Source organism: Agreia sp. PsM10, from assembly GCF_030433855.1.
In the GTDB taxonomy this organism is placed as follows: Bacteria; Actinomycetota; Actinomycetes; order Actinomycetales; family Microbacteriaceae; genus Agreia.
In genome coordinates this window covers 116,497-136,568 of record NZ_JARUXC010000005.1, presented here as the reverse complement: position 1 = coordinate 136,568, position 20,072 = coordinate 116,497, and the positions used below count along the sequence as shown (strand labels likewise).

Sequence of the window (20,072 nt, the reverse complement as noted above, 5' to 3'; positions counted from 1 at the left end):
GATGACTTCTTTCGTACTCGTGTGAGTTTGCGGCGCGCGGGCTCGTGGCCCGCGGCGCGTGACCCACCCAGCCTATCTTCGCCACCGGGCGGCCTCAGTAAACTCATCCCATGCGCATCCATATCGCCACGGATCATGCCGGACTCGATTTCTCCCAGACCATTCAGCAGCATCTCGCATCGCTCGGTCACGACGTGGTCGACCACGGGCCGACCAGCTACGACCCCATCGACGACTACCCCTCGTTCTGCATCAACGCGGCGCAGGCCGTGGTGCGCGACCAGCACGCGGGCGTCGAGGCGCTCGGCGTCGTCTTCGGCGGGTCCGGCAACGGAGAGCAGATCGCGGCGAACAAGGTGACCGGCGTGCGGGCCGCACTCGTGTGGAACCTGTCGACCGCGGTGCTCGCCCGGCAGCACAACGACGCGAACGTCATCTCGATCGGTGCGCGCCAGCACACCGTCGACGAGGCGATGAGCCTGATCGACGCCTTCGTCGCCGAGCCCTTCTCGTTCGAGGAGAGGCACGTGCGCCGCATCGCGCAGCTCGCGGAGTACGAGGCCACGGGGGCCATCGCCGGGCACGTCGTCGATCCGGCCTGATCCATGCCAGAAGGACACTCCGTACATCGCATCACCCGACAGTTCACGCGCAACTTCGTCGGTCGCCGCATCGAGTCGTGGTCGCCCCAGGGCCGCTTCGCCGAGGGCGCGGCGATCCTCGACGGGCGCACCATGACCGACGCGAAGGCGGTCGGCAAGCAGATGTTCCTCGAGTTCGACGGCGAGGTCTGGTTGCGCGTGCACCTCGGCATCTACGGCGCGTGGGACTTCGCCGGCGACATCACGCGTGACGCCACCATCGCCTCGGCGAACGGTCGCATGGGCCAGACGAACCAGCGGGGCACCGTGGTCGACGAAGACGGCGAGGACTCGATCTCGAGCATCGGTGCGCCGAGGCGTGCCCGCCTGCGCATGTCGGAGCAGGAGCAGCTCGGAGACGACATCACCGAGTGGCCGCCGGCGCCCGTGGGAGCGGTGCGGGTGCGCCTGCTGACCGACACCGCGGTCGCCGACCTGCGCGGCCCGACCGCGTGCGAGATTCTGGATGCGGCACAGGTCGCCGCCGTGATCGCCAAGGCCGGGCCGGATCCGCTCCTGGAGACCACGCCGAAGGCGCGCAGGGCAGCGGAGGACCGCTTCACGGCGGCGGTGCGCAAGAAGCAGACCCCCATCGGTCTGCTTCTGATGGACCAGTCGGTCGTCAGCGGCATCGGCAACGTCTACCGCGCCGAGCTCCTGTTCCGCGCCCGGCTCAACCCGCACACCCCGGGCAAGCTCGTTCCCGAGGACACGGTTCGAGCGCTGTGGAAGGACTGGACGAAGCTCCTCACCATCGGCGTCGAGACCGGCCAGATGATGACGATGGACAAGCTCTCCAAGGCCGATTACGAGAAGGCGCTCGCCAAGCGCGACGATCGGCACTGGGTGTACAAACGAGACGGGTTGCCGTGCCGCGTCTGCGGAACGAACATCGTCGTCGAGATCATGGGCGGCAGGAAACTGTACTGGTGCCCGAAGGACCAGGCCTGACATGAGAAGAACGCCCGTCTTCACCCTCACCGACGAGGCCGAACTGCGCCGACTCATCGAGCAGAACCCGTGGATCACCCTGGTCAGCCACACAACGAAGGGTCTCGTCGCATCGCACTATGCCGTGCTTCTCGACGACTCGCGTGACGAGCTGGCCATCGTCGGCCATGTGGGTCGCCCCGACGAGAGGCTCCACGAGCTCGGCGAGCACGAGATCATGGTGATCGTGCAGGGGCCCCACGGGTACATCTCACCGTCGTGGTACGACGCCGACCCTGCGGTCCCCACCTGGAACTTCACCGCCGCCCACCTCTCCGGCGTCCCCGAGATCCTCGATGCCGCCGAGAACCTGCGCGTTCTCGATCGGCTCGTCGAGCACTTCGAGCAGCACGTCGATGCACCCCGGCTGATGCGGGGCACCGCCGAGGACTCGGCATACGCCGATGCCATCAGTGCCGGCACCGTGGGATTCCGCCTGGTTCCGACGCGCATCGAGGCCAAGAGCAAGCTGAGCCAGAACAAGCCGACCGAGACGGTCGATCGCATCATCTCCGAGCTCGAGGGCGTCGGGCCCTACGCCAGCGACGCGCTCGCGGCCGAGATGCGACGAGTGCGAGCCGAGAAGTGACCGGATCGCTGCTCCTGGCCGGTGGCAGGCTGCCGGGCGGAGCACCTGTCGATGTGCGGGTGGCGGACGGTCGCATCGACGCCGTGGGCGAGGCCGGCGAGCTGTCGCGCGATCAGTCCGCGCGCGTCGTCGATCTCGACGGACGGTTCGTGATCCCCGGCCTGTGGGACAAGCACGTCCATGCCACCCAGTGGGCACTCGTGTCGCGGCGACTCGATCTCGCGGCGGCAGAGTCGGCGGCGGATGCCGTGGCGATCGTCGCTGCGCGGCTCCGGCACGAGGATGCGACGGCCGAGACGGACGTCGGCCCCCTGGTCGGCTACGGCTTCCGCGACGGGCTCTGGCCCGATGCTCCGCACCGCGCGCTGCTCGACGTCGTGTCGGGCTCGCGTCCGGTGATCCTCGTCAGTGCCGACCTGCACTGCTGCTGGCTGAACTCGGCCGCGCTGGCGCAGCACGGCCGAGCCGATCATGCGACGGGGCTGCTGCGCGAGGACGACTGCTTCGCCGTCACCCGCACCTTGGGCGCCGTCGAGACGCAGACGCTGGACGGCTGGGTGCGCGATACGGCGAAAGCGGCCGCCGCCCGCGGAGTCGTGGGAGTCGTCGATCTCGAGATGTCGTGGAACGTCGACGACTGGACCCGTCGCATCCGCTCGGGGTCGACCGAGCTGCGGGTGCGGTTCGGCATCTATCCGCAGCATCTCGACCGGGCGATCGACGCGGGCCTGGTCACGGGCGCGCTCGTCGCGGGCACGCAGGGACTGCTTCAGGTCGGCCCGTTCAAGGTCATCACCGATGGCTCGCTGAACACGCGCACCGCCTTCTGCTTCGACGAGTATCCCGGCCTCGAGGGGCAGCGCAATTCGCGGGGGCTGCTCACCATCCCGCACGACGAGCTCGTACCCCTCCTCCGACGGGCGACCCAGGCGGGGCTCGTTCCGGCCGTGCACGCCATCGGCGATCACGCGAACCGGCTCGCTCTCGACGCCTTCGAACGGCTCGGCGTGAGCGGAAGCATCGAACACGCCCAGCTCGTCGCCGACGCGGACTTCGAGCGGTTCGCCCGCCTCGGAGTCGTCGCCGGCGTGCAGCCCGAGCACGCCATGGACGATCGTGACGTGGCCGACAAGTACTGGCCGGGTCGTACCGGGCGGGCGTTCGCCTTGGCCTCGCTGCTCGCGGCTGGGGCCGAACTGGCCCTCGGCTCCGACGCGCCGGTCGCGCCGCTCGATCCGTGGATCACCATCGCGGCCGCCGTCGCTCGAACGGGTGACGACAGGGCGCCGTGGCATCCGGAGCAGGCCATCTCCGTCGAGGACGCACTCATCGCGTCGGCTGACGGCCGCCGTTCGCTCGAGGCGGGAGGACCGGCCGACATCGCCGTGCTCGAGATCGACCCGCTCGCCGCAACGACAGACGAGCTGCGCCGGATGCCCGTGGCCGCCACGCTGCTCGCCGGCCGCTTCACACACAACGCGCTCTGATTGCGGGCGCGCCGAAGTTCGGAGCGCTGCCCGGAGCCCGTTCCGGCGTCGCCGGGGTGGGGGTGGGTTCTGCTCCTTGGGCGGCACTGTGTGGAAGCCGGGCGCGCTGCATTGCCAACGCTCGGCGGATGCGCTCTCGCCGACCTGGCGTTGGCCGAGCGGGTGGTAGCCCTTCGACAAGCTCAGGGAACGACGCGGCCACACTTTCTGCGTTGGTCGAGTGAGCCACCCTTCGACAAGCTCAGGGAACGGGGCAGCTGTTCTCGTCTCCTTTGCGCTGGTCGAGTAAGCCGCTTGTGGCCGTTTCGAGACCCAACGTGACGGGTTAGAAGGGGCAGTCGGCGAGGTCCTCCTCTTCCGTGATCGTCGTCGCTGCGGCCGCGACTGCTGCTGTTGCTTTGATGAGGGCTTGTGGTGCGGGCTGCATCCGGCCTTCCGGCCGGACCGTGTAAACGTGGCCGGCCGGAGACGTCGCCGTGAGGGTGTCGTCTCCGTTCTGGATGAACTGCCACCTCGTGTGGTGCTTCACCCGATGATGCCCCGCACTCAGTGGTGCCAGGTTCTCGGGGATGGTGTCGCCACCGTAGGCATGGTCTTCGGTGTGGTCCATGTCCGCCTGCTCCGATGGAACCGTGCATCCCGGGAACACACACTCCGGGTGCACAAGCCGGGCGTGATCGATCATCGCTGCGGTCGGCCGGTAGTCGCGGGGGTCGGTGGCGAGGATGCGGCCCGTGATGGGGTCGGTGAGGATGCGCCGCCAGGATGTCGCGTCTGCGGTGAGTTGGGCGGCGGTGGCGGGGTCGATAGGTCCGTAGCCGCGGAGGATCGCCGCCTCCTCACCGATACCGAGGAGCGTCATCGCGGGAACCATCACATGCACCCGTCCGCGAATACCCCGGGTCGCGCCGGGGATGGAGGTTTCTCCGTTGAGGAGCAGGTCGGTGAGGACGTCGACTTTCAGGTGCCCCATGCTGCGAGGGTCACCACCTGTTTTCAGTCCGGCCGCCAATCGCACGGCCCTGTCCGCGATCGCGTGGATCTCCGGCGCCGGGGCGAACAAGGTGAGGCTGGCCATGCCATCCGCTGCCGGATCGACATAGATGCGCCGAGTCGCCGCGGCTTTCTCCGCACGTTCGACCGCGGTGGTCGGTTGGGCGAGTTCGACCTCGTGGCGGGCTTTCTTCTCGAGCTGCTTCGGGTTCACCTCGACAGCGATCACCGCCAAGCGAGCGTCGTACGTGGCGAGGGCGTCGCCCTCTAACCCGTCGGCGTGTTTCGCGATGACCTCAGCGTGCTCCCACGACACCGTGCCAGCAGCGACCGCCGCGAGGGTCGCGGGGAGCCGATCGACGAGGGCCGTACTCGTGTCGATCAACGTGGCAGCGCGGTATTCGGTGCGGCGCGTCAGCAGCGCGAGTTCTGTGATGAGCTCGACGCGCTCGACCCGGGCCGTGGACCATTGCGGTCCGGCGGTGGACGTGTCGACCGGCGCCTGCCGGTCGAGGTGGTTTCTTGCCGCGGTGACGCGTCTGGCCCTGACCGCGGATAGGCGGGCTATCTGCGTGTCGAGGGCGGCGACCTCATCGAGCGCGACCAGGTACGGGTCAGGCTCGAGGGGTGGGCTTTCGAATGTCATGGGGAAAGTCAAACAGTGACCACCGACACTGGGTCGGAGCGAGCATTCAATGCTTGATCAGGGGAAAGAGCTGTGGATAAGTGCCACGAGCGGTGGGCTGTGGAGGAGGAGTCGTGGCCTGATGGGGGTGCCCTTCGACAGGCTCAGGGAACGGGGTCTCGATACGGCCGCGGGTGGCCCACTCGACCGGCGCGGAGTGGTGTGGGGGTGCCCTTCTACAGGCTCAGGGAACGGGATGCCGAGCCGTCGTGGCGGGCAGTACTCAGCGGCGGGTGACGAGAGACCACGCGGCGCGGCGGAGCTCGGGGTAGTCGAACGCGATCGACCTCAGGATCTCGAAGTTAGACAGCCGCGGCTCAGAGGGGTCGCGCTGTTCGACGTGGGCGGTGCGCAGGCCTATGACGACACACTGGTCGACCGTCGGCAGGTCGGGAAGGAAGTCCCACGGATCTTCGCCCTCCCGGCAGCGGGCCTCGATTCCCGCATCGAGAACGTCGCGGGCCTCCTGCCGGAGCTGCGCCAGGGCGAGCAGATCTTTTTCCACCCGACAAGGCTACGCGACGATGCCGGCGTTCTCCCCGCGCTCGTAGATGCGAGCGGCCGATCCGACGATGTTCTCGTCGGGCTGGCCGACGATCTCGTGGTCCTTGTTGTCGTATTCGAACAGGCTCAGCACGTGACGCATCGCCTCTAGGCGGGCGCGCTTCTTGTCGTTGCTCTTCACCACGGTCCACGGCGCATTCGACGTGTCGGTGTGCGCGAACATGGCCTCCTTCGCGGCCGTGTAGTCGCCCCATTTGTCGAGCGAGGCGATGTCCATGGGGGAGAGCTTCCACTGACGCACCGGATCGACCTGCCGGATCGCGAACCGGGTGCGCTGCTCGTCGGACGAGACGGAGAACCAGAACTTCACCAGGTCGATGCCGTCGCCGACGAGCATCTCCTCGAACCTCGGGGTCTGTCGCATGAACTCGTCGTACTGCTCGGGGGTGCAGAAGCCCATCACCCGTTCGACGCCCGCGCGGTTGTACCAGGACCGGTCGAACAGCACGATCTCGCCGGCCGCGGGGAGGTGCTTCACGTAGCGCTGGAAGTACCACTGGCTGCTCTCGCGCTCCGATGGCTTCTCGAGTGCCACGGTTCGCGCGCCCCGCGGATTGAGGTGCTCGGTGAACCGCTTGATCGTTCCGCCCTTGCCGGCGGCGTCACGGCCCTCGAAGACCACGACGAGTCGGCGGTCCGACGCCTTGATCCAGTTCTGCAGTTTGAGAAGTTCGATCTGCAGCAGCCGCTTAGAGAGCTCGTACTCGTTTCTCTCCATGCGCTCGGCGTAGGGGTAGCCCTCACGCCAGGTGTCGATGCGTGTGCCGTCATGGGAGATGAGCACCGGGTCGTCGTCGTCATCGTCGAGAACGGTGTAGCCCGACACGTCTTCGAGGTCGGGCGGCAGTGCATAGTGGCTCACGAGCTGCGTCATAGCGCCAGACGCTACCGCCCGGTGGCATCCCGCCGGTGTCCACCAGGTGGACGCCCGGTTAACCGGCACAGCCCTCCGACGGATCCGGCACGATATGCCGGCCCGTCGAAGGGCTGAGGTGCGAGAGGCTCTACTCGGCGATGTGGGCCGAGAGGAACCAACGCGACTTCTCGAGGCCGCGGGCGATCTCGAGCACGACGTCCTGGCTGGTGAGGTCGATGTCGTTGAGCTCGATGATGGCCTTGCGAATGCCGACGAGCGTGGCGTCGATCTGCGCCACCATCGCGGCGATCATGTATTCGGAACGCTGGAAGCCGGGCTCCATCGTGGGAATGACGGTCTTCGAGGCGACGGTCTCGATGCGCGCATCGAGGGGCAGGCCGAGAGCGACGACCCGCTCGGCGGCGAGGTCGGCCCAGTCCTGCGCGTGGCTCACGACGTTGTCGAGAAGCTCGTGCACGCCGATGAAGTTCGCGCCGCGAACGTGCCAGTGCGCCTGCTTGCCGTTGATGGCGAGGGCCTGAAGGTCGACGACGATCGGTGCGAGGAACTGGGCCGTGGCGGCTGCGACGTCGGGGCTCGTCGAGCTGGTGGGAACGGTGACGGTGGTGTTGGTCATTGTGTGACTCCTATCGTGTCTGACACGTACAACCGTACTCAGCACAGATTGTTCCGCAAGCAAGCTGAGGCTGGGCTAACTCAGGTCTGACCGGGGGTTAACCCCCGGTCGAATCCGGATGCCGGTCGCCTGTCGCCGAGGCGACGTGACGGTCAGGGTTGGGGCATGACAACAAACACGTCGATAGACACGACGACAGACACGACGACACAGGCACCCGACATGACACTCACCCAGGACTCTGCCACTCTGGGCACGATGATCGACAACGACGACAAGGCGCCGGTGCGCGGCCGCTTCCGTCGACGGTGGTCCCGCACACCCCGCGAACTGGGCTTCCTTCTCGGCACCCTGCCCGTCGTCACCTTCGGTTTCGTCGTGCTCGTGACCTTGTTCACGCTCGGCATCTCGACCGTCATCCTCGTGGGTGGCGCGTTCGTTCTCGTCGCGGCCCTGATCGCCGCCCGGTGGTTCGGCACCGTCGAGCTGGTGCGCCTCGAGGCCGCGGGGATGCCCCGGATCGTTCGCCCCCTGTGGAATACGGAGCGCACGCCGGGCGTCATGGGGCTGCTTCGCCACTATCTCGGGAGCGCACACCACTGGCTCTATCTGCTCCACGGCGGACTCGTGAACTTCGCCGTCGGGATCGCGAGCTGGTGCATCGCGTTCACCTGGCTCGTGAGTGGGCTCGGCGGCCTCAGCTACGGCATCTGGGAGCGGTTCCTTCCCGAGCACGGATCGGAGAACCTCTGGTTGAACAAGGTGATCATCGAATTCGTGGTGCCCTCGGTGCAGATCGGCAACGACCCCGACGGCCTCCAGCGCAATGAGACCATCCTCTACACGCTGTTCGGCCTCGCGATGCTCGCCGTGCTTCCCTTCGTCACGCATGGCCTGGTGCGGCTGCACGACGTGATCGCCCGCGGCATGCTCGGACGCTTCTCGTCGGACGAGCTGAAGCGCGAGGTGGCGGCCCTGGGCGCATCGCGGGACGCGGCCGTCTCGGCCGAGGATCACGGTCTGCGCAGACTCGAGCGCGACATCCACGACGGACCGCAGCAGCGCCTCGTGCGCCTGCAGTTCGATCTCGCCAGTGCGGAGCGCGCCCTCGACTCCGATCCCGCCGCCGCACGGGCCCTGCTCGAAGGCGCCAGGGAGCAGTCGCGTGAGACCCTCGAGGAGCTCCGCGACCTGTCGCGAGGTTTCGCACCGCCGCTGCTGCAGGACAGAGGTCTGGCGGCCGCCCTCGAGTCGCTGGCCGCACGCAGCACCGTTCCCACAGACATCCGGCTGGCTGTGGGGCAGGAGCGCATCGCGCCGATGATCGAGCGAAGTGCCTATTTCATCGCGGCCGAGCTGCTCGCGAATGTCGCCAAGCATGCGGGCGCGACCGCGGCGACGGTGTCTGCGTCGACTCTCGAATCGGACTCGGGGGAGCGACTCCTTGCGCTTACCGTGCTCGACGACGGCCACGGCGGCGCGACGATGGTCTCGGGCCACGGGCTGGAAGGTCTTGCCGAACGGGTGAGCGGGCTGCGCGGGGAGATCTCGATCACGTCGCCCGAGGGTGGACCGACGATGATCACGACCCGCATCCCCCTATCCTGAGGGGGTGAGCGATCGGGACGAGAGGCCGCAGCCGAGCGGCAGGATCCGTCTCGTTCTCGCCGAGGACTCGCTTCTGCTCCGCGAGGGGCTCGTGCGACTGTTCGACGAGGCCGGATTCGAGACGGCCGCCGCCTACGGGGACGCCGACGCCCTGCTGTCGGACATCGCGGCGGTGCGACCCGACGTCGCGGTGCTCGACGTGCGGATGCCGCCGACATTCCGAGACGAGGGCGTGCGCGCGGCGCTCGAGTTGCGCCGACGGCATCCCGACATCGGCATCCTGCTGCTGAGCCAGTACGTCGAGGAGACCTACGCCGTCGAGCTGCTGGCGGCCGGCGACGGGGGAATCGGCTATCTGCTCAAAGACAGGCTGGCGTCGCTCGACGAGTTGCAGGATGCCGTCACGCGCATCGCCGGCGGCGGCACGGTGCTCGACGAGCAGGTGGTGCGGCACCTGCTGGGACGACGACGCGACCCTCTGGCGACGCTCACCGCGCGGGAGCGCGACGTGATCTCTCTCATGGCCGAGGGCCGCACGAACGCGGGGATCGCGGCCCAGCTCGTGGTGGGAACGGGCGCGGTCGAGAAGCACGTCTCGAGCATCTTCTCCAAGCTCGAGCTCGACGACTCGGGAACCGACCATCGCCGCGTGCTCGCGGTTCTCGCCTGGCTGCGCGCATCCTGAGTCATGCGCGAGCAGTCGATCGCGCTCGCGGTCGACGGGCTCAGCGCAGCGCCCTGATCGACCCTACGAACGACCTGAGGTTGCGCACGCGGTGCTCGTACCGGGCGGCCACGGCGATCAGCACGATGCCGCCGACTCCGAGCCAGATCCACCAGGGCGCCGCCGAATAGAGCCCCTGTATCCAAGGCCAGGACTGGGCGAGGGCATGCGCGATCAGCACGACCGATCCGACGACGAGGGGTGCCTGCCACCGCAGCGCGACGGCAGCCACGACGACGATGACCGACAGCACGCCCAGGGTGATCACACGAACGAGGTCGGTGCTGCCGAAGTCGGCGAGCAGTGAGGGCACCAGAAGCACGGCGACCCCCACGCCGAGGTGCGGCCACGACCTCGCCTGCGCGTCGCGGTGCAGGGTCACGACGCCGCACACGATGAGGGCGAGGGCGAGGGGCGCGGTCGATAGCTCGAATGGACGGGCGGCCGAGGTCGCGAGACCGGTGATGCCGAGGATCACGAGAAGGGAGATCGCGGTCGCCCACGTTGCGCGATCGGTGGGAACCTGCCGGCGCACCGCCGCGACGACGCTCACGACGGCGAGTGCGATGCTCGCGAGCACGAGTCGCACGGCCGTATACGCCTCGGGCATGGCCACCAGGCAGACGAGCGTGGCCAGGCCGACGACGACGACAGCGGCAGGCACACCGAGCTGGGCGACTCGGAACGGCACCGCACGGCGTCGTGTCCAGACGATCGATGTCGCGACGAGTGCGAGCGCGGCGGGAACAACCCAGAGTTCGGGCACGATGACGGCGCTGTCGACGGCGTCGCGGACGGTGCCCGCCGAACCGACGACGACGAGGATGGCGATCGCCACGATGAGGACGCTGTCGCGCACCAGGATTGCGCGGATGACCCGGGGTGCGATCAGCGCTGTCGCCACGAGGGCGGTGGCGATGACAAGGAGCACGGCTCCGCGCACGGGCGATCCGACGATCGCGGGCAGTGCCGAGGGCCCGAGCGCGACGAGGAGGCCGACCGCGAACAGGGTGGAGCGACCTGCGACCGGGGTCGCTGAGCGTCGCCCGAATACGGCACTGGCCACGGCGATGCCGAGCAGCAGACCGGCGACCGGAAGCGAATAGGGCTCGATGTCGGATACGCCGCGATAGACGAGGAACTGCCACAGCGCCGCAACCGCGAGGATGCACGACGCGATGACGAAGTGGCGCCGAGGGGCCGCACTGGTGAACGGATTTCCGGCGCCGACGGCGACGATGAGCGGCGCCACGGCCAGGAGCATGAGGATGAGCCAGGTCGCTTCGCCGACGTTCGTCATGGTGCGGGCGACGGCCGCCACGACCACAAGGGCCGTGGCGCTCTGCCATGCGATGCGGGCGGCGCCCTGCAGTCCTGTCGACGCCCGGGCGAAGAGCAGGAGACCTGCTGCCGCTGTCAGGATGGCGGCGATGGGCCCGCCGAGGTAGTCGCCCGACAGCTCCGGCGATGGCTCGACGAGCGATGCGACGGCCACGAGTGCGCACGCGATGGCCAGGGGCGCCAGCCATGCGAGAACGACGCGCTCGACGAAGCCCTCGACGGAAGCCCGACGCTGCCAGAGGGCACCGGCGACCGCGAGGAGCAGGGGGATCGCGATGCGGGTGACGCGCTCTCCCGGCGTCGTCGCGGTCGATGCGGACGTCGCGAAGGCGACGATCGAGCAGATGGTCGCGACGGCAAGGGCGACAATGGCGGCTGCCCGCACATCTGCGGCGTTCGATGTCGCTCGACCGTCGACGGAGCGGCGCACAAGGAACGGTGCTGCCACCAGCAGGAGTGCCGAGAGGATGCCGGGGATTCCGACGAAGTCGATCGGACTCGAGGCGACGAGCTCGACGACGAAGGCGCCCGTGGGCAGGCCGGAGAGCCACGGGGCCACGAGGCTCGCCTCGGCGAGAATCAGGGCGACGGCCAGGGCTGTGAGCGCCGCGCGAACGGGTCGCCGCGCGGGACCGTCGGTCGCGACTCCGTGTCGCGTGGCGACGACGAGGAGGGCTGCTGCGAGAACCGCCGGCAGCCAGAGGGCCGCACTGGCGTGGGAGAGCACGACGAGGGCGAGCGTCGCCATGCCCAGCGCAACCGCCGCCGGAACCTGCGCCGCGGAAGCGCTGCGTCGGCGTGTGAACAGGAGCACAGCGAGGCAGGCGCCTGCGACGACCAGATACCCCGACAGCACGAGAAGGACGGTGCCGCCATGACTGGCCGCGGCGAGCAGGGCGAGAGCTGACAGACCGCCCACGATGGCCCGGGCAGCATTCGGCAGATTCCCGAGCCGGATGGCGACAGCGCCGAGGGTGGCGGCGACGGCCGGCCCGAGCACCGCCGCCCACGCCCCGACCTCGAAGACCACGACGATCGGGTCATCCGGGTTCGCACCCCAGAGGGAGTACTGCGGCACGAGGGAGCCGAGGACGTGCACCGACGCGATGACCACACTCGGGAACAGGCCTATCGCTGCCACGACCAGTGCGGGGCCCTGCGCCCAGGTGAGGGTGCGTCTCGCGGCGACGTTCGTCGATCTGCGCGCCAGGACGACGAAGACCGTCGCCACGAGGCCGGCCGCGGCGCCGGGAGCCCACAGTGCGAACCCGGTCGACGCCTCTCGGAGCGTGGCGACGGCCGGAGCGAGCGCGACTGACAGGCCCAGGAGCACCGATGCCGCGTTGCTCCACGCTGCAGCGTCGGACTCTCGACGGAGCCGGGCGCTGAAGGCACCCCAGACGAGCGCGCAGATCGCATACGTCGCAGCCGGGATGCCCGGGACGTCGGGGAGCAGCAGGGCGGCGGGGATGAGTGCCGCTGTCGAGAAGGTGAAGGCGAGCGACCGCACGAGTGCGGCCTCTGCGCCTCGACCCGTGAGGCGTCGTACGAGCAGAGCGGAGGCGCCCGCTGCCGACAGTCCCGTCCACCACGCCAGACCCGTGTCCATCGGGGCCACCGCGCCGATGACCGCGAGTGCGATGCCCGTCGGCATCAGGATCAGGCTGCCGATGCGCGCGAAGCGAAGGGAGGTGAGGCGATGGAGCGCGACGAGAAGAGCTGCCAGAACGAGGAGCCCGACGCCCCAGAACAGAGTGGGCGAGACCGTGGCCGAGCCGAACACCTCTGCTCCGCGAATGAAGCCGAGTGTTCCGATCAGGATCGCGGCGCCGGCCACCCCGACGCCCTCGCCCGTCGCGGGGAGGCGACGGCGTGCGAGAAGCCACGCGACGGCGAACACGACGAGACCGGCGAGGGCTGTGACGATGACGCGCACCTCGACGGTGGCGAACAGGTAGGCGACGGTCAGGAAGAACAGGGCGAAGACCGAGAGGAGGACGATTCCCGTGACGAGGAGGAAGACCTGAACGCCGGAGCGCCGAGGTGCGGCCGGTGCTGTTGGCCCGGCGGGTGCTGCCGGCACGGCCGGCCGAGCGGTCTGCGACGAAGGGAACGGGGGAGTGGCCGCCGGAGCGGAGGGCACACCCGCGGCGGCCGCGACAGCGGCATCCGGAGCGAATGCGTGCAGGGGCGGCGCGACCGCGCGAGTCTGGGCGAGCGCCTCCGCCTGGGCGGCCAGCTGTTCGCTCCACAGGAGATCGATCAGCTCGCGGCGGCGCTGCTCTGCTTCGACGAGCTCAGTCGAGAGGGCGATCAACCGGGCGGCGCGTGGCACGGCGAGCTCGAGGCCGCACGCTGCGCAGCGGCTGCTGGGCAGAACGGAGAAGCAGCGCGGACACAGTGCGGTGTCGGTGAACGCTCGAGGCGTCGTCGGCCAGGAGGCGCCGGGCACGGGAGCGGGGGCAGGCACGAGGTCTGTCATGAGCACAGCGTGTCAGAGAACCCGCGGCCACCGTGGCGCGTGCGTGAGGTCTGTGGACAATGCCGATATGTGTGCGGAGACGAGGAAGGCCCCCGGTATCGACTACCGGGGGCCTCGTAAAATGGAGGGGCTGACGAGAATCGAACTCGCATCATCTGTTTGGAAGACAGAGGCTTTACCACTAAGCTACAGCCCCGAAAGGGGTGGGTGCGCCGCAAGCGGCACTGGAACATCGTAGTACACAGTTTCCCCGAGCGCGTAACCGGGCATCGGAAACTGCTCAGCAGCCGCCCAGCCTGTGCAGTAGACTTGCCGAGGCCAATTCGCCCGGCACTACCCTCGTGCCAGACGCCCTGTGCGTCACCCGGTGACTGGCCTCGCGGGACTTGTGACGAGAACCGGGGCGTAGCTCAGCTTGGCTAGAGCGCCCGTTTTGGGGGCGGGAGGTCGCAGGTTCGAATCCTGTCGCCCCGACCACAGCGCGAGTTCCCAGCAACACTTGATCCAGCCACACGGTGCAGCACAGTACTAACCCTCAGGAGAAGCCAAACGTGAAGACCACGGTCGAACAGCTCACCCCGACACGCGTGAAAATCGCCATCTCGGTCACCCCCGACGAGCTGAAGCCCAGCATTGATCACGCCTACGGCCACATCGCCGAGTCGATCAACATCCCCGGCTTCCGCAAGGGCAAGGTTCCGCCGCCCCTGATCGACCAGCGCGTCGGCAAGGAGGCCGTGCTGGAGCACGCCGTCAACGACGGCCTCGACGGCTTCTACCGTCAAGCCATCACCGAGAACGAGCTGCGCCCCCTGGGCAAGCCGTCGGCCGACATCGTCGAGTGGCCCAGCAACAAGGACTTCTCCGGCGACCTCGAACTCGCCATCGAGGTCGATGTGCGCCCCGAGATCACGCTCCCCGACTACAACGACCTCGAGGTCACCGTCGACGCCGTCGAGGTGTCCGACGACGACATCGCCACCGAGCTCGAGAACCTGCGCAGCCGCTTCGGCACGCTCGTCACCGTCGACCGTCCGGCCAAGACGGGCGACTTCGCCCAGCTCGACCTGGTCGCCACCATCGACGGCGCCGAGGTCGACAAGGCGACCGGCATCTCCTACGAGGTCGGCTCCGGCGAGCTGCTCGAGGGCATCGACGAGGCGCTCGACTCCCTCTCGGCCGGCGAGTCCACCACGTTCGAGGCGCCGCTGCTCGGCGGAGACCACGCCGGTTCCGATGCGCTCGTGTCGGTGTCGCTGCTCGCGGTCAAGGAGCGCGAGCTTCCCGAGGCCGACGACGACTTCGCCCAGATCGCCAGCGAGTTCGACACGCTCGACGAGCTGAAGGCCGACCTGAAGAACACGGTCGCCAAGCAGAAGGCGTTCGGCCAGGCATCCGCCGCCCGCACCAAGCTCGTCGAGACCCTCCTCGAGAAGGTCGACGTCGCGGTTCCCCCCGCGCTCATCGAAGACGAGGTGCACCGTCACCTCGAGAACGAGAACCGCCTCGAAGACGACGAGCACCGCGCCGAGGTCACCGCCTCGAGCGAGAGCACCTTCCGTACCCAGATCCTGCTCGACGCCGTCGCGGAGCAGGAGAAGGTCAAGGTCGGCCAGGACGAGCTGACGCAGTACCTCGTGCAGAGCGCTGCCCAGTACGGCATGGAGCCGAACGAGTTCGTTCAGGCCCTCGACCAGAGCGGCCAGATCCCCGCCATGGTCGGCGAGGTCGCCCGCAACAAGGCTCTCGCCATCCTGCTGGGCAAGGCGAAGGTCGTCGACACCGACGGCAAGACGATCGACCTCAAGGAGTTCGCGGCCGTCGTGTCCGAGCCCGATGACGCCATCGACGAGCACGCCGGTCACGACCACGACGACCACGAGGGTCACTCGCACTAGTCGTTTCACACGAAGGGCCCGGCATGCGCACGCATGCCGGGCCCTTCGTCGTTCCCGCGGCCGGATGTGCGTGGTCAGTCGGCCGGCACGTGCCCGAGGGCGCGCAGGGTCTCCGCAGCATGGCGGGCGGAATCCTCCGACGTCGGGGCAGGGGTCAGGCCGAGCAGGCGCCGACGATGCGGCTCGCCGAGAAGCAGGGCATAGAGCCGCTCGGCGTCCGAGGCGTCCGAGGCGTCCGAGGTTCCCGGTCTATCGGGACCCGAATCGGCCGCACGCAGGGCCGCGAGCAGCATCTGTGTCGACCGGGCGGGTCCGGCGACGTAGAACGACCGTGCAAGCTCGGGAAACCTCGTCGATTCGCCGACGACGATTCGATGCAGGGCGACGGCCTCATCGGAATGCAGCGTCTCGACCAGTGACGTGCAGAGCTCGAGCAGCGGGGCGGACTGCTCCGCGGTCTCGGCGATCCTGTCGTGCAACCGTCCGACGGCCGCGGTGAAGAGTCCCGCCTTGTCGGTGAAGTAGGCGTAGACGGTGCGTTTGCTCGCCGAACTTCGCTGCGCGACGAGATCGAGGCTGGTCGACGCATAGCCCTCCGCCAGGAAGAGGGCGACGGCATCGTCGAGCATTCGCGCACGACGTTCCGACCTCTGCGAATCCGGAATACGTCCTCGAGCTGTGGTCATCCACTAATAGTACTTGCTCGTATCATTAATGATTGTTCACGACACACGAAGGAGAGCTGGAATGGGTTCACGGATACTGCATGTCGCCATCGCCGACGACTGGGGCGCCTCGGGAAACTTCGGCGAATACGAGGTGTCGACGCGGGGCGTGGGATTCTTCGACGCCGGTTATATACGAGCGACCACGGCAGGAGGCATCGACGACGTCCTGCAGTCGATCTACGGAGACCTTCGGCTGCCACTGCTTCTCGTGGTTATCGACGTGGCCGCGCTGGAAGCGGCCGGAGTCGCTGTGCGACGGGTCGCCGACCAGAACACCGCTCGGCACTCGACCCGGATCGAGGGCATCCTTCCCATGGACGACGCCGTGATCGTGGCGACCCTTGCCATCGAGCGGGTCGACGGCGTTCTGCGGGTGCCGGACCTCACGGGCCTCGACGTCATCGACTGACTCGACGTCATCGACTGACACGCGTGGTGCAGACTCGAGTGGTGGAGATTGCCGCGGTGCCCACCGGACCGGTTCCGGTTCCGGCCATTGTCGAGCACCTCGCCGGGGGTGACTCGATCACCCCGGTCTGGCGCAACACGCTCGGCGGTCTCACGTTCAGGCTCTCGTCCGGCGCATCCGCTCGCTTCGTCAAATGGATGCCGACGGGCACGCCCCGTGTCGACGCCGAGGTCGCGCGGCTCGGCTGGGCGGGCTCGTTCGCTCGGGTGCCTCGGGTCGTGGATTCAGGTGATGATTCGACCGGCTCGTGGATGCTGACGGCCGCCTTGCCGGGCGACAGTGCGGTCGACGCACGCTTCGTGACGAACGATGCGGCCTCACGCGTAGCGGCTCGCGCCATCGGTGCCGGACTTCGCGAGCTGCACGATCGACTGCCGGTGCAGGGGTGCCCGTCCTCGTGGTCCGCGACGGGCCGCATCGCGCGAGCGAGGGCGGCGGGCCTCGATCTGCCCGCGGCCCTGGATGCCGCCCCGCCCGTCGATCGGCTGGTCGTCTGTCATGGAGATGCGTGCGCCCCGAACACGCTCGTCGCGGACGACGGATCGTTCGCCGGGCACGTCGACCTCGGGTCGCTCGGGGTCGCCGATCGCTGGGCCGACCTGGCCGTGGCCACGTGGAGCCTGGAGTGGAACTACGACGGAGGAGAGCGCCTGGAGTCGGAGCTGCTCGACGCGTACGGAATCGCCCGCGACGAGGAACGACTGACGTACTACCGGGCTCTCTGGGCCGCCACCTGACCGTCGCGGCACTCCTCCTCCCCAGCCCGGCGCATCCACTCGGCAGGGATTCACTCACCCCGCGCTCATTCGGTGCATTTCCGCCGATTCGATAGGCCCGGTGTCATCGAATCGGCGTAGAGGCGTGCATGACTCTGGTTTTCAGTGCTTCTGTGACGAGTCGACGCATCGTGCTGCCCTGGGGAGAGACGCACAAGCAGCGGCGAAGACGGGGCAGCATGTCGGGATGCCTCGTCGAGTAGCCCTTCCACCCCAGCTGACGGGGCGATCATTCTCTGTCGCGGAAGGGCGGCACGCGGGCGTCGGCCGCCAACGGATGCGGGGACGAGACCTCGAGCGGCCATTCCACGGGGTTCGCGTCCGGCGGGGTGGCATCCACGGGCTGTACGGCCTGTGCCTGGCCTATCTTGTGCGCATGCGTGAAGACGAATTCTTCTGCGGCCTGACAGCAGCTCGGATGTGGCGCATACCTCTGCCCGATGAGTTCCGCCGGTCGGAGGGCGTGCACGTCGGGCGGATGTCGCCGAACCGGGCGAGTCGAGCGCGCGGCGTTCGAGGGCGAGAGTTCTCCGACACCGGCATCAGAGTCGAGAGAAGATATGGACTCCGTGTCACGGACGCCGCCTCCACGTGGTGCCATCTGGCCGGTGTGCTCTCGCACGACGACCTCGTCGCCGCCGGGGACCATCTCATTCTCGTGCCGAAGAAGGTTCAGCCGGGTGAGGTTCGTCCATACGCGACGATCGAGCAACTCACCGATCGTGTGAGGTCGTATTCCGGGAGGCATGCGCGGTCGGCTCGGCGTGCACTTCTCGACATCAGGCAGGGAGCGGAGTCTCGTCCGGAGACCATCCTTCGGCTGCACATGATGCGGGCGGGCCTGCCCGAGCCCGAACTCAACGTCGACATCTTCAGTGCGTCAGGCGCGTTCCTCGGCCGAGCCGACAGTCTTTTTCGAGGGTTTCGTGTCATTGCCGAATACGACGGCGAGCAGCATCGCACCGACTCCGTCCAGTACAACAAGGACATGCTCCGGATCGAGGGTTTCGTTCGCAACAAGTGGACGCCCATCCGTGTGCGCAAAGGGCAGCTCTTCGGCGACCCGGCAGCCGCGGTCGCCCGGGTCGAAGGAGCCCTTCGCGACGCCGGTTGGCGCCCGTGAATCCCTGCACGGCCATCCACTAGGCGCATATGCACCAACGCCGTCATCGAGTCGTCGCAGGTGCACCCATGATCGGGCCGTTCGGTACTTTCCCGCCGACTCGATGATGACGGCGGTGTGACCGAGGCGGCGCGTCAGCCGCCGAAGATCGCGTGGGCGATCGTGAAGATCGCGAGGCCGGCCAGGGAGCCGACGACGGTTCCGTTGATGCGGATGAACTGCAGGTCGCGGCCGACCTCCACCTCGATCTTGCGTCCCGTGTCCTCGGCGTTCCATCCGCGCACCGTGTCGGAGATGATCGCGGCGAGGTCGTGGCGGTATGTCTCGACCAGGTAACCCGCCGCATCCTCGACCCACCGGTCGACCTTCTCGCCCAGCACGGGATCCTCGAGAAGCGAATGTCCGAACTGCATGACCGCCTCGCTGAGGCGCGTGCGGAGCTCGCTCGCCGGGTTCTCGAGCGACGACACGAGGGCGGTGCGCGCCGCGTTCCAGGCCTGGCCGGCGAGGTCGCGCACCTGCGGGCTGTCGAACACCTGGGCCTTCAGCTCCTCGACCTTGGCCATGGTGACCTCGTCGTGCTGGAGATCGTCGCTGAGCCTGCGCAGGTACTCGTCGATGGCGATCCGCAACTGGTGGTGCGGGTCGTCCCTGACCGCGGAGATGAACTTCAGGGCCTCCCGATGCGCACGGTCGTCGACGACCCGGTCGACGAAGGAGGGCATCCAACTGGGCAGCCGTTCGCTCACGGCCTGGCCGAAGGCATCCGGGTTGCGCTCGAGCCACTCGTACAGCCGCTCGACGAGCAGGTCGACGACCTGGCCCTGGTGTCCACCGTCGACGAAGGTCGAGGTCATGCGACCGAGCGGTGGCCCCCAGGCGGGCTCGATCAGCTGTCGCCGCCCGATCTCCTCGATGACCTCCCGCATGGTGTCGTCGTCGACGAGGGAGAGGAATCCGCGCGCGGCGTTGGCGGCCTCCGAGGTGAGCCGCGTGGCGTGGGCCGGATCGACGAGCCACGTTCCGACGGCGTGCGAGACGCCGAGCGAGCGCAGCTTCGTGGTGATCACCTCTCGCGAGAGGAAGTTCGTCTCGACGAACTCGCCGAGTGTCACGCCGATGCGATCCTTCTCCGTGGGGATGATCGCGGTGTGCGGGATGCGCAGGCCGAGCGGATGCCGGAACAGCGCCGTGACGGCGAACCAGTCGGCGAGGGCGCCGACCATGCCGCCCTCCGCCGCGGCGCGCACGTACTGCAGCCACTCGTAGCGCTCCTGCAGCGCGAACGCCACCACGAAGATGACGGCCATGATCACGAGCAGGCCGGTGGCGAGACGCTTCATGCCGCGCAGGGCGGCGAGCTTCTCGAGGTCGCGCTGAGAGAGAAGAGGGGTGGATGCGACGGGCGCGGCGAGCGGGGTGGCCATGGCTTCATCGTAAGGCGGGTTCGCCGACAATCTTTGCCTACGGCAACAGCGCCA

General features: G+C 68.2%; 17 protein-coding genes and 2 tRNA genes. 11 read left to right on the top strand and 8 right to left on the bottom strand.

All coding sequences use genetic code 11. The features are described from left to right. The first annotated feature begins 110 nt into the window (after nucleotides 1–110). Genes QCD70_RS08200 through QCD70_RS08185 form a run of 4 tightly spaced genes read left to right on the top strand, consistent with a single transcriptional unit; the run spans nucleotide 111 to nucleotide 3,707 of the window. Nucleotides 111–602, top strand: a complete 492-nt coding sequence (locus QCD70_RS08200) for a ribose-5-phosphate isomerase (protein WP_301214954.1) — start codon at nucleotides 111–113, stop codon at nucleotides 600–602. 3 nt (nucleotides 603–605) lie between these two features. Beyond that, entirely contained in the window at nucleotides 606–1,592 is a 987-nt protein-coding gene (locus QCD70_RS08195) for an Fpg/Nei family DNA glycosylase (protein ID WP_301214952.1), read from the top strand. Nucleotide 1,593: 1 nt separating this feature from the next. Next, nucleotides 1,594–2,220, top strand: coding sequence for an FMN-binding negative transcriptional regulator (locus tag QCD70_RS08190; RefSeq protein ID WP_301214950.1), 627 nt, complete (start codon nucleotides 1,594–1,596; stop codon nucleotides 2,218–2,220). Next, nucleotides 2,217–3,707, top strand: coding sequence for an amidohydrolase (locus QCD70_RS08185; RefSeq protein ID WP_301214948.1), 1,491 nt, complete (start codon nucleotides 2,217–2,219; stop codon nucleotides 3,705–3,707). The genes QCD70_RS08190 and QCD70_RS08185 overlap by 4 nt, the downstream gene beginning before the upstream one ends. 325 nt (nucleotides 3,708–4,032) lie before the next feature. Here QCD70_RS08185 and QCD70_RS08180 read toward each other — a convergent pair whose 3' ends face one another. The 4 genes from QCD70_RS08180 to QCD70_RS08165 form a co-directional block, all read right to left on the bottom strand. Next, nucleotides 4,033–5,346 (bottom strand): HNH endonuclease signature motif containing protein, encoded by a 1,314-nt coding sequence (locus tag QCD70_RS08180; protein WP_301214946.1) that lies wholly within the window; start codon nucleotides 5,344–5,346, stop codon nucleotides 4,033–4,035. 262 nt (nucleotides 5,347–5,608) lie between these two features. Next, nucleotides 5,609–5,890: a hypothetical protein gene (locus tag QCD70_RS08175; protein WP_055931750.1), complete on the bottom strand. Its 282-nt coding sequence runs from the start codon at nucleotides 5,888–5,890 to the stop codon at nucleotides 5,609–5,611. 9 nt (nucleotides 5,891–5,899) lie between these two features. Continuing rightward, nucleotides 5,900–6,823 (bottom strand): polyphosphate kinase 2, encoded by a 924-nt coding sequence (ppk2, locus tag QCD70_RS08170; RefSeq protein ID WP_301214943.1) that lies wholly within the window; start codon nucleotides 6,821–6,823, stop codon nucleotides 5,900–5,902. A gap of 130 nt (nucleotides 6,824–6,953) precedes the next feature. Continuing rightward, entirely contained in the window at nucleotides 6,954–7,442 is a 489-nt protein-coding gene (locus QCD70_RS08165) for a Dps family protein (protein WP_055931756.1), read from the bottom strand. 165 nt (nucleotides 7,443–7,607) lie between these two features. Here QCD70_RS08165 and QCD70_RS08160 point away from each other — a divergent pair, with 165 nt between their 5' ends. Together QCD70_RS08160 and QCD70_RS08155 are read left to right on the top strand one after the other, a co-directional pair. Next, nucleotides 7,608–9,050 (top strand): sensor histidine kinase, encoded by a 1,443-nt coding sequence (locus QCD70_RS08160; RefSeq protein WP_301214939.1) that lies wholly within the window; start codon nucleotides 7,608–7,610, stop codon nucleotides 9,048–9,050. Nucleotides 9,051–9,054: 4 nt separating this feature from the next. Next, nucleotides 9,055–9,735: a response regulator transcription factor gene (locus tag QCD70_RS08155; RefSeq protein ID WP_301214937.1), complete on the top strand. Its 681-nt coding sequence runs from the start codon at nucleotides 9,055–9,057 to the stop codon at nucleotides 9,733–9,735. Between the two features lie 40 nt (nucleotides 9,736–9,775). Here the strand turns inward: QCD70_RS08155 and QCD70_RS08150 are convergent, their stop codons facing one another. Further along, nucleotides 9,776–13,597, bottom strand: a complete 3,822-nt coding sequence (locus QCD70_RS08150) for an SCO7613 C-terminal domain-containing membrane protein (protein WP_301214935.1) — start codon at nucleotides 13,595–13,597, stop codon at nucleotides 9,776–9,778. A 122-nt stretch (nucleotides 13,598–13,719) separates the two neighbouring features. Then, nucleotides 13,720–13,793 (bottom strand) — tRNA-Gly (locus QCD70_RS08145). 203 nt (nucleotides 13,794–13,996) lie between these two features. Here QCD70_RS08145 and QCD70_RS08140 point away from each other — a divergent pair. Together QCD70_RS08140 and tig are read left to right on the top strand one after the other, a co-directional pair. Then, nucleotides 13,997–14,074: transfer RNA gene (locus QCD70_RS08140), tRNA-Pro, on the top strand. A 74-nt stretch (nucleotides 14,075–14,148) separates the two neighbouring features. After that, nucleotides 14,149–15,495, top strand: coding sequence for a trigger factor (tig, locus tag QCD70_RS08135; protein WP_301214933.1), 1,347 nt, complete (start codon nucleotides 14,149–14,151; stop codon nucleotides 15,493–15,495). 74 nt (nucleotides 15,496–15,569) lie between these two features. Here tig and QCD70_RS08130 read toward each other — a convergent pair whose 3' ends face one another. After that, nucleotides 15,570–16,181, bottom strand: a complete 612-nt coding sequence (locus tag QCD70_RS08130; protein WP_301214931.1) for a TetR/AcrR family transcriptional regulator — start codon at nucleotides 16,179–16,181, stop codon at nucleotides 15,570–15,572. 61 nt (nucleotides 16,182–16,242) lie between these two features. Between QCD70_RS08130 and QCD70_RS08125 the strand changes: the two genes are divergently transcribed. The 3 genes from QCD70_RS08125 (at nucleotide 16,243) to QCD70_RS08115 (ending at nucleotide 18,591) form a co-directional block, all read left to right on the top strand. Next, complete coding sequence (locus QCD70_RS08125; RefSeq protein ID WP_301214929.1) at nucleotides 16,243–16,632, top strand: hypothetical protein; 390 nt, start codon at nucleotides 16,243–16,245, stop codon at nucleotides 16,630–16,632. Between the two features lie 23 nt (nucleotides 16,633–16,655). Further along, nucleotides 16,656–17,429 (top strand): aminoglycoside 3'-phosphotransferase, encoded by a 774-nt coding sequence (locus QCD70_RS08120; RefSeq protein ID WP_301214927.1) that lies wholly within the window; start codon nucleotides 16,656–16,658, stop codon nucleotides 17,427–17,429. Nucleotides 17,430–17,844: 415 nt separating this feature from the next. After that, nucleotides 17,845–18,591, top strand: coding sequence for a hypothetical protein (locus tag QCD70_RS08115; RefSeq protein WP_301214925.1), 747 nt, complete (start codon nucleotides 17,845–17,847; stop codon nucleotides 18,589–18,591). A 134-nt stretch (nucleotides 18,592–18,725) separates the two neighbouring features. Here QCD70_RS08115 and QCD70_RS08110 read toward each other — a convergent pair whose 3' ends face one another. Further along, complete coding sequence (locus tag QCD70_RS08110) at nucleotides 18,726–20,018, bottom strand: DUF445 domain-containing protein (protein ID WP_301214924.1); 1,293 nt, start codon at nucleotides 20,016–20,018, stop codon at nucleotides 18,726–18,728. Nucleotides 20,019–20,072: the final 54 nt, after the last annotated feature.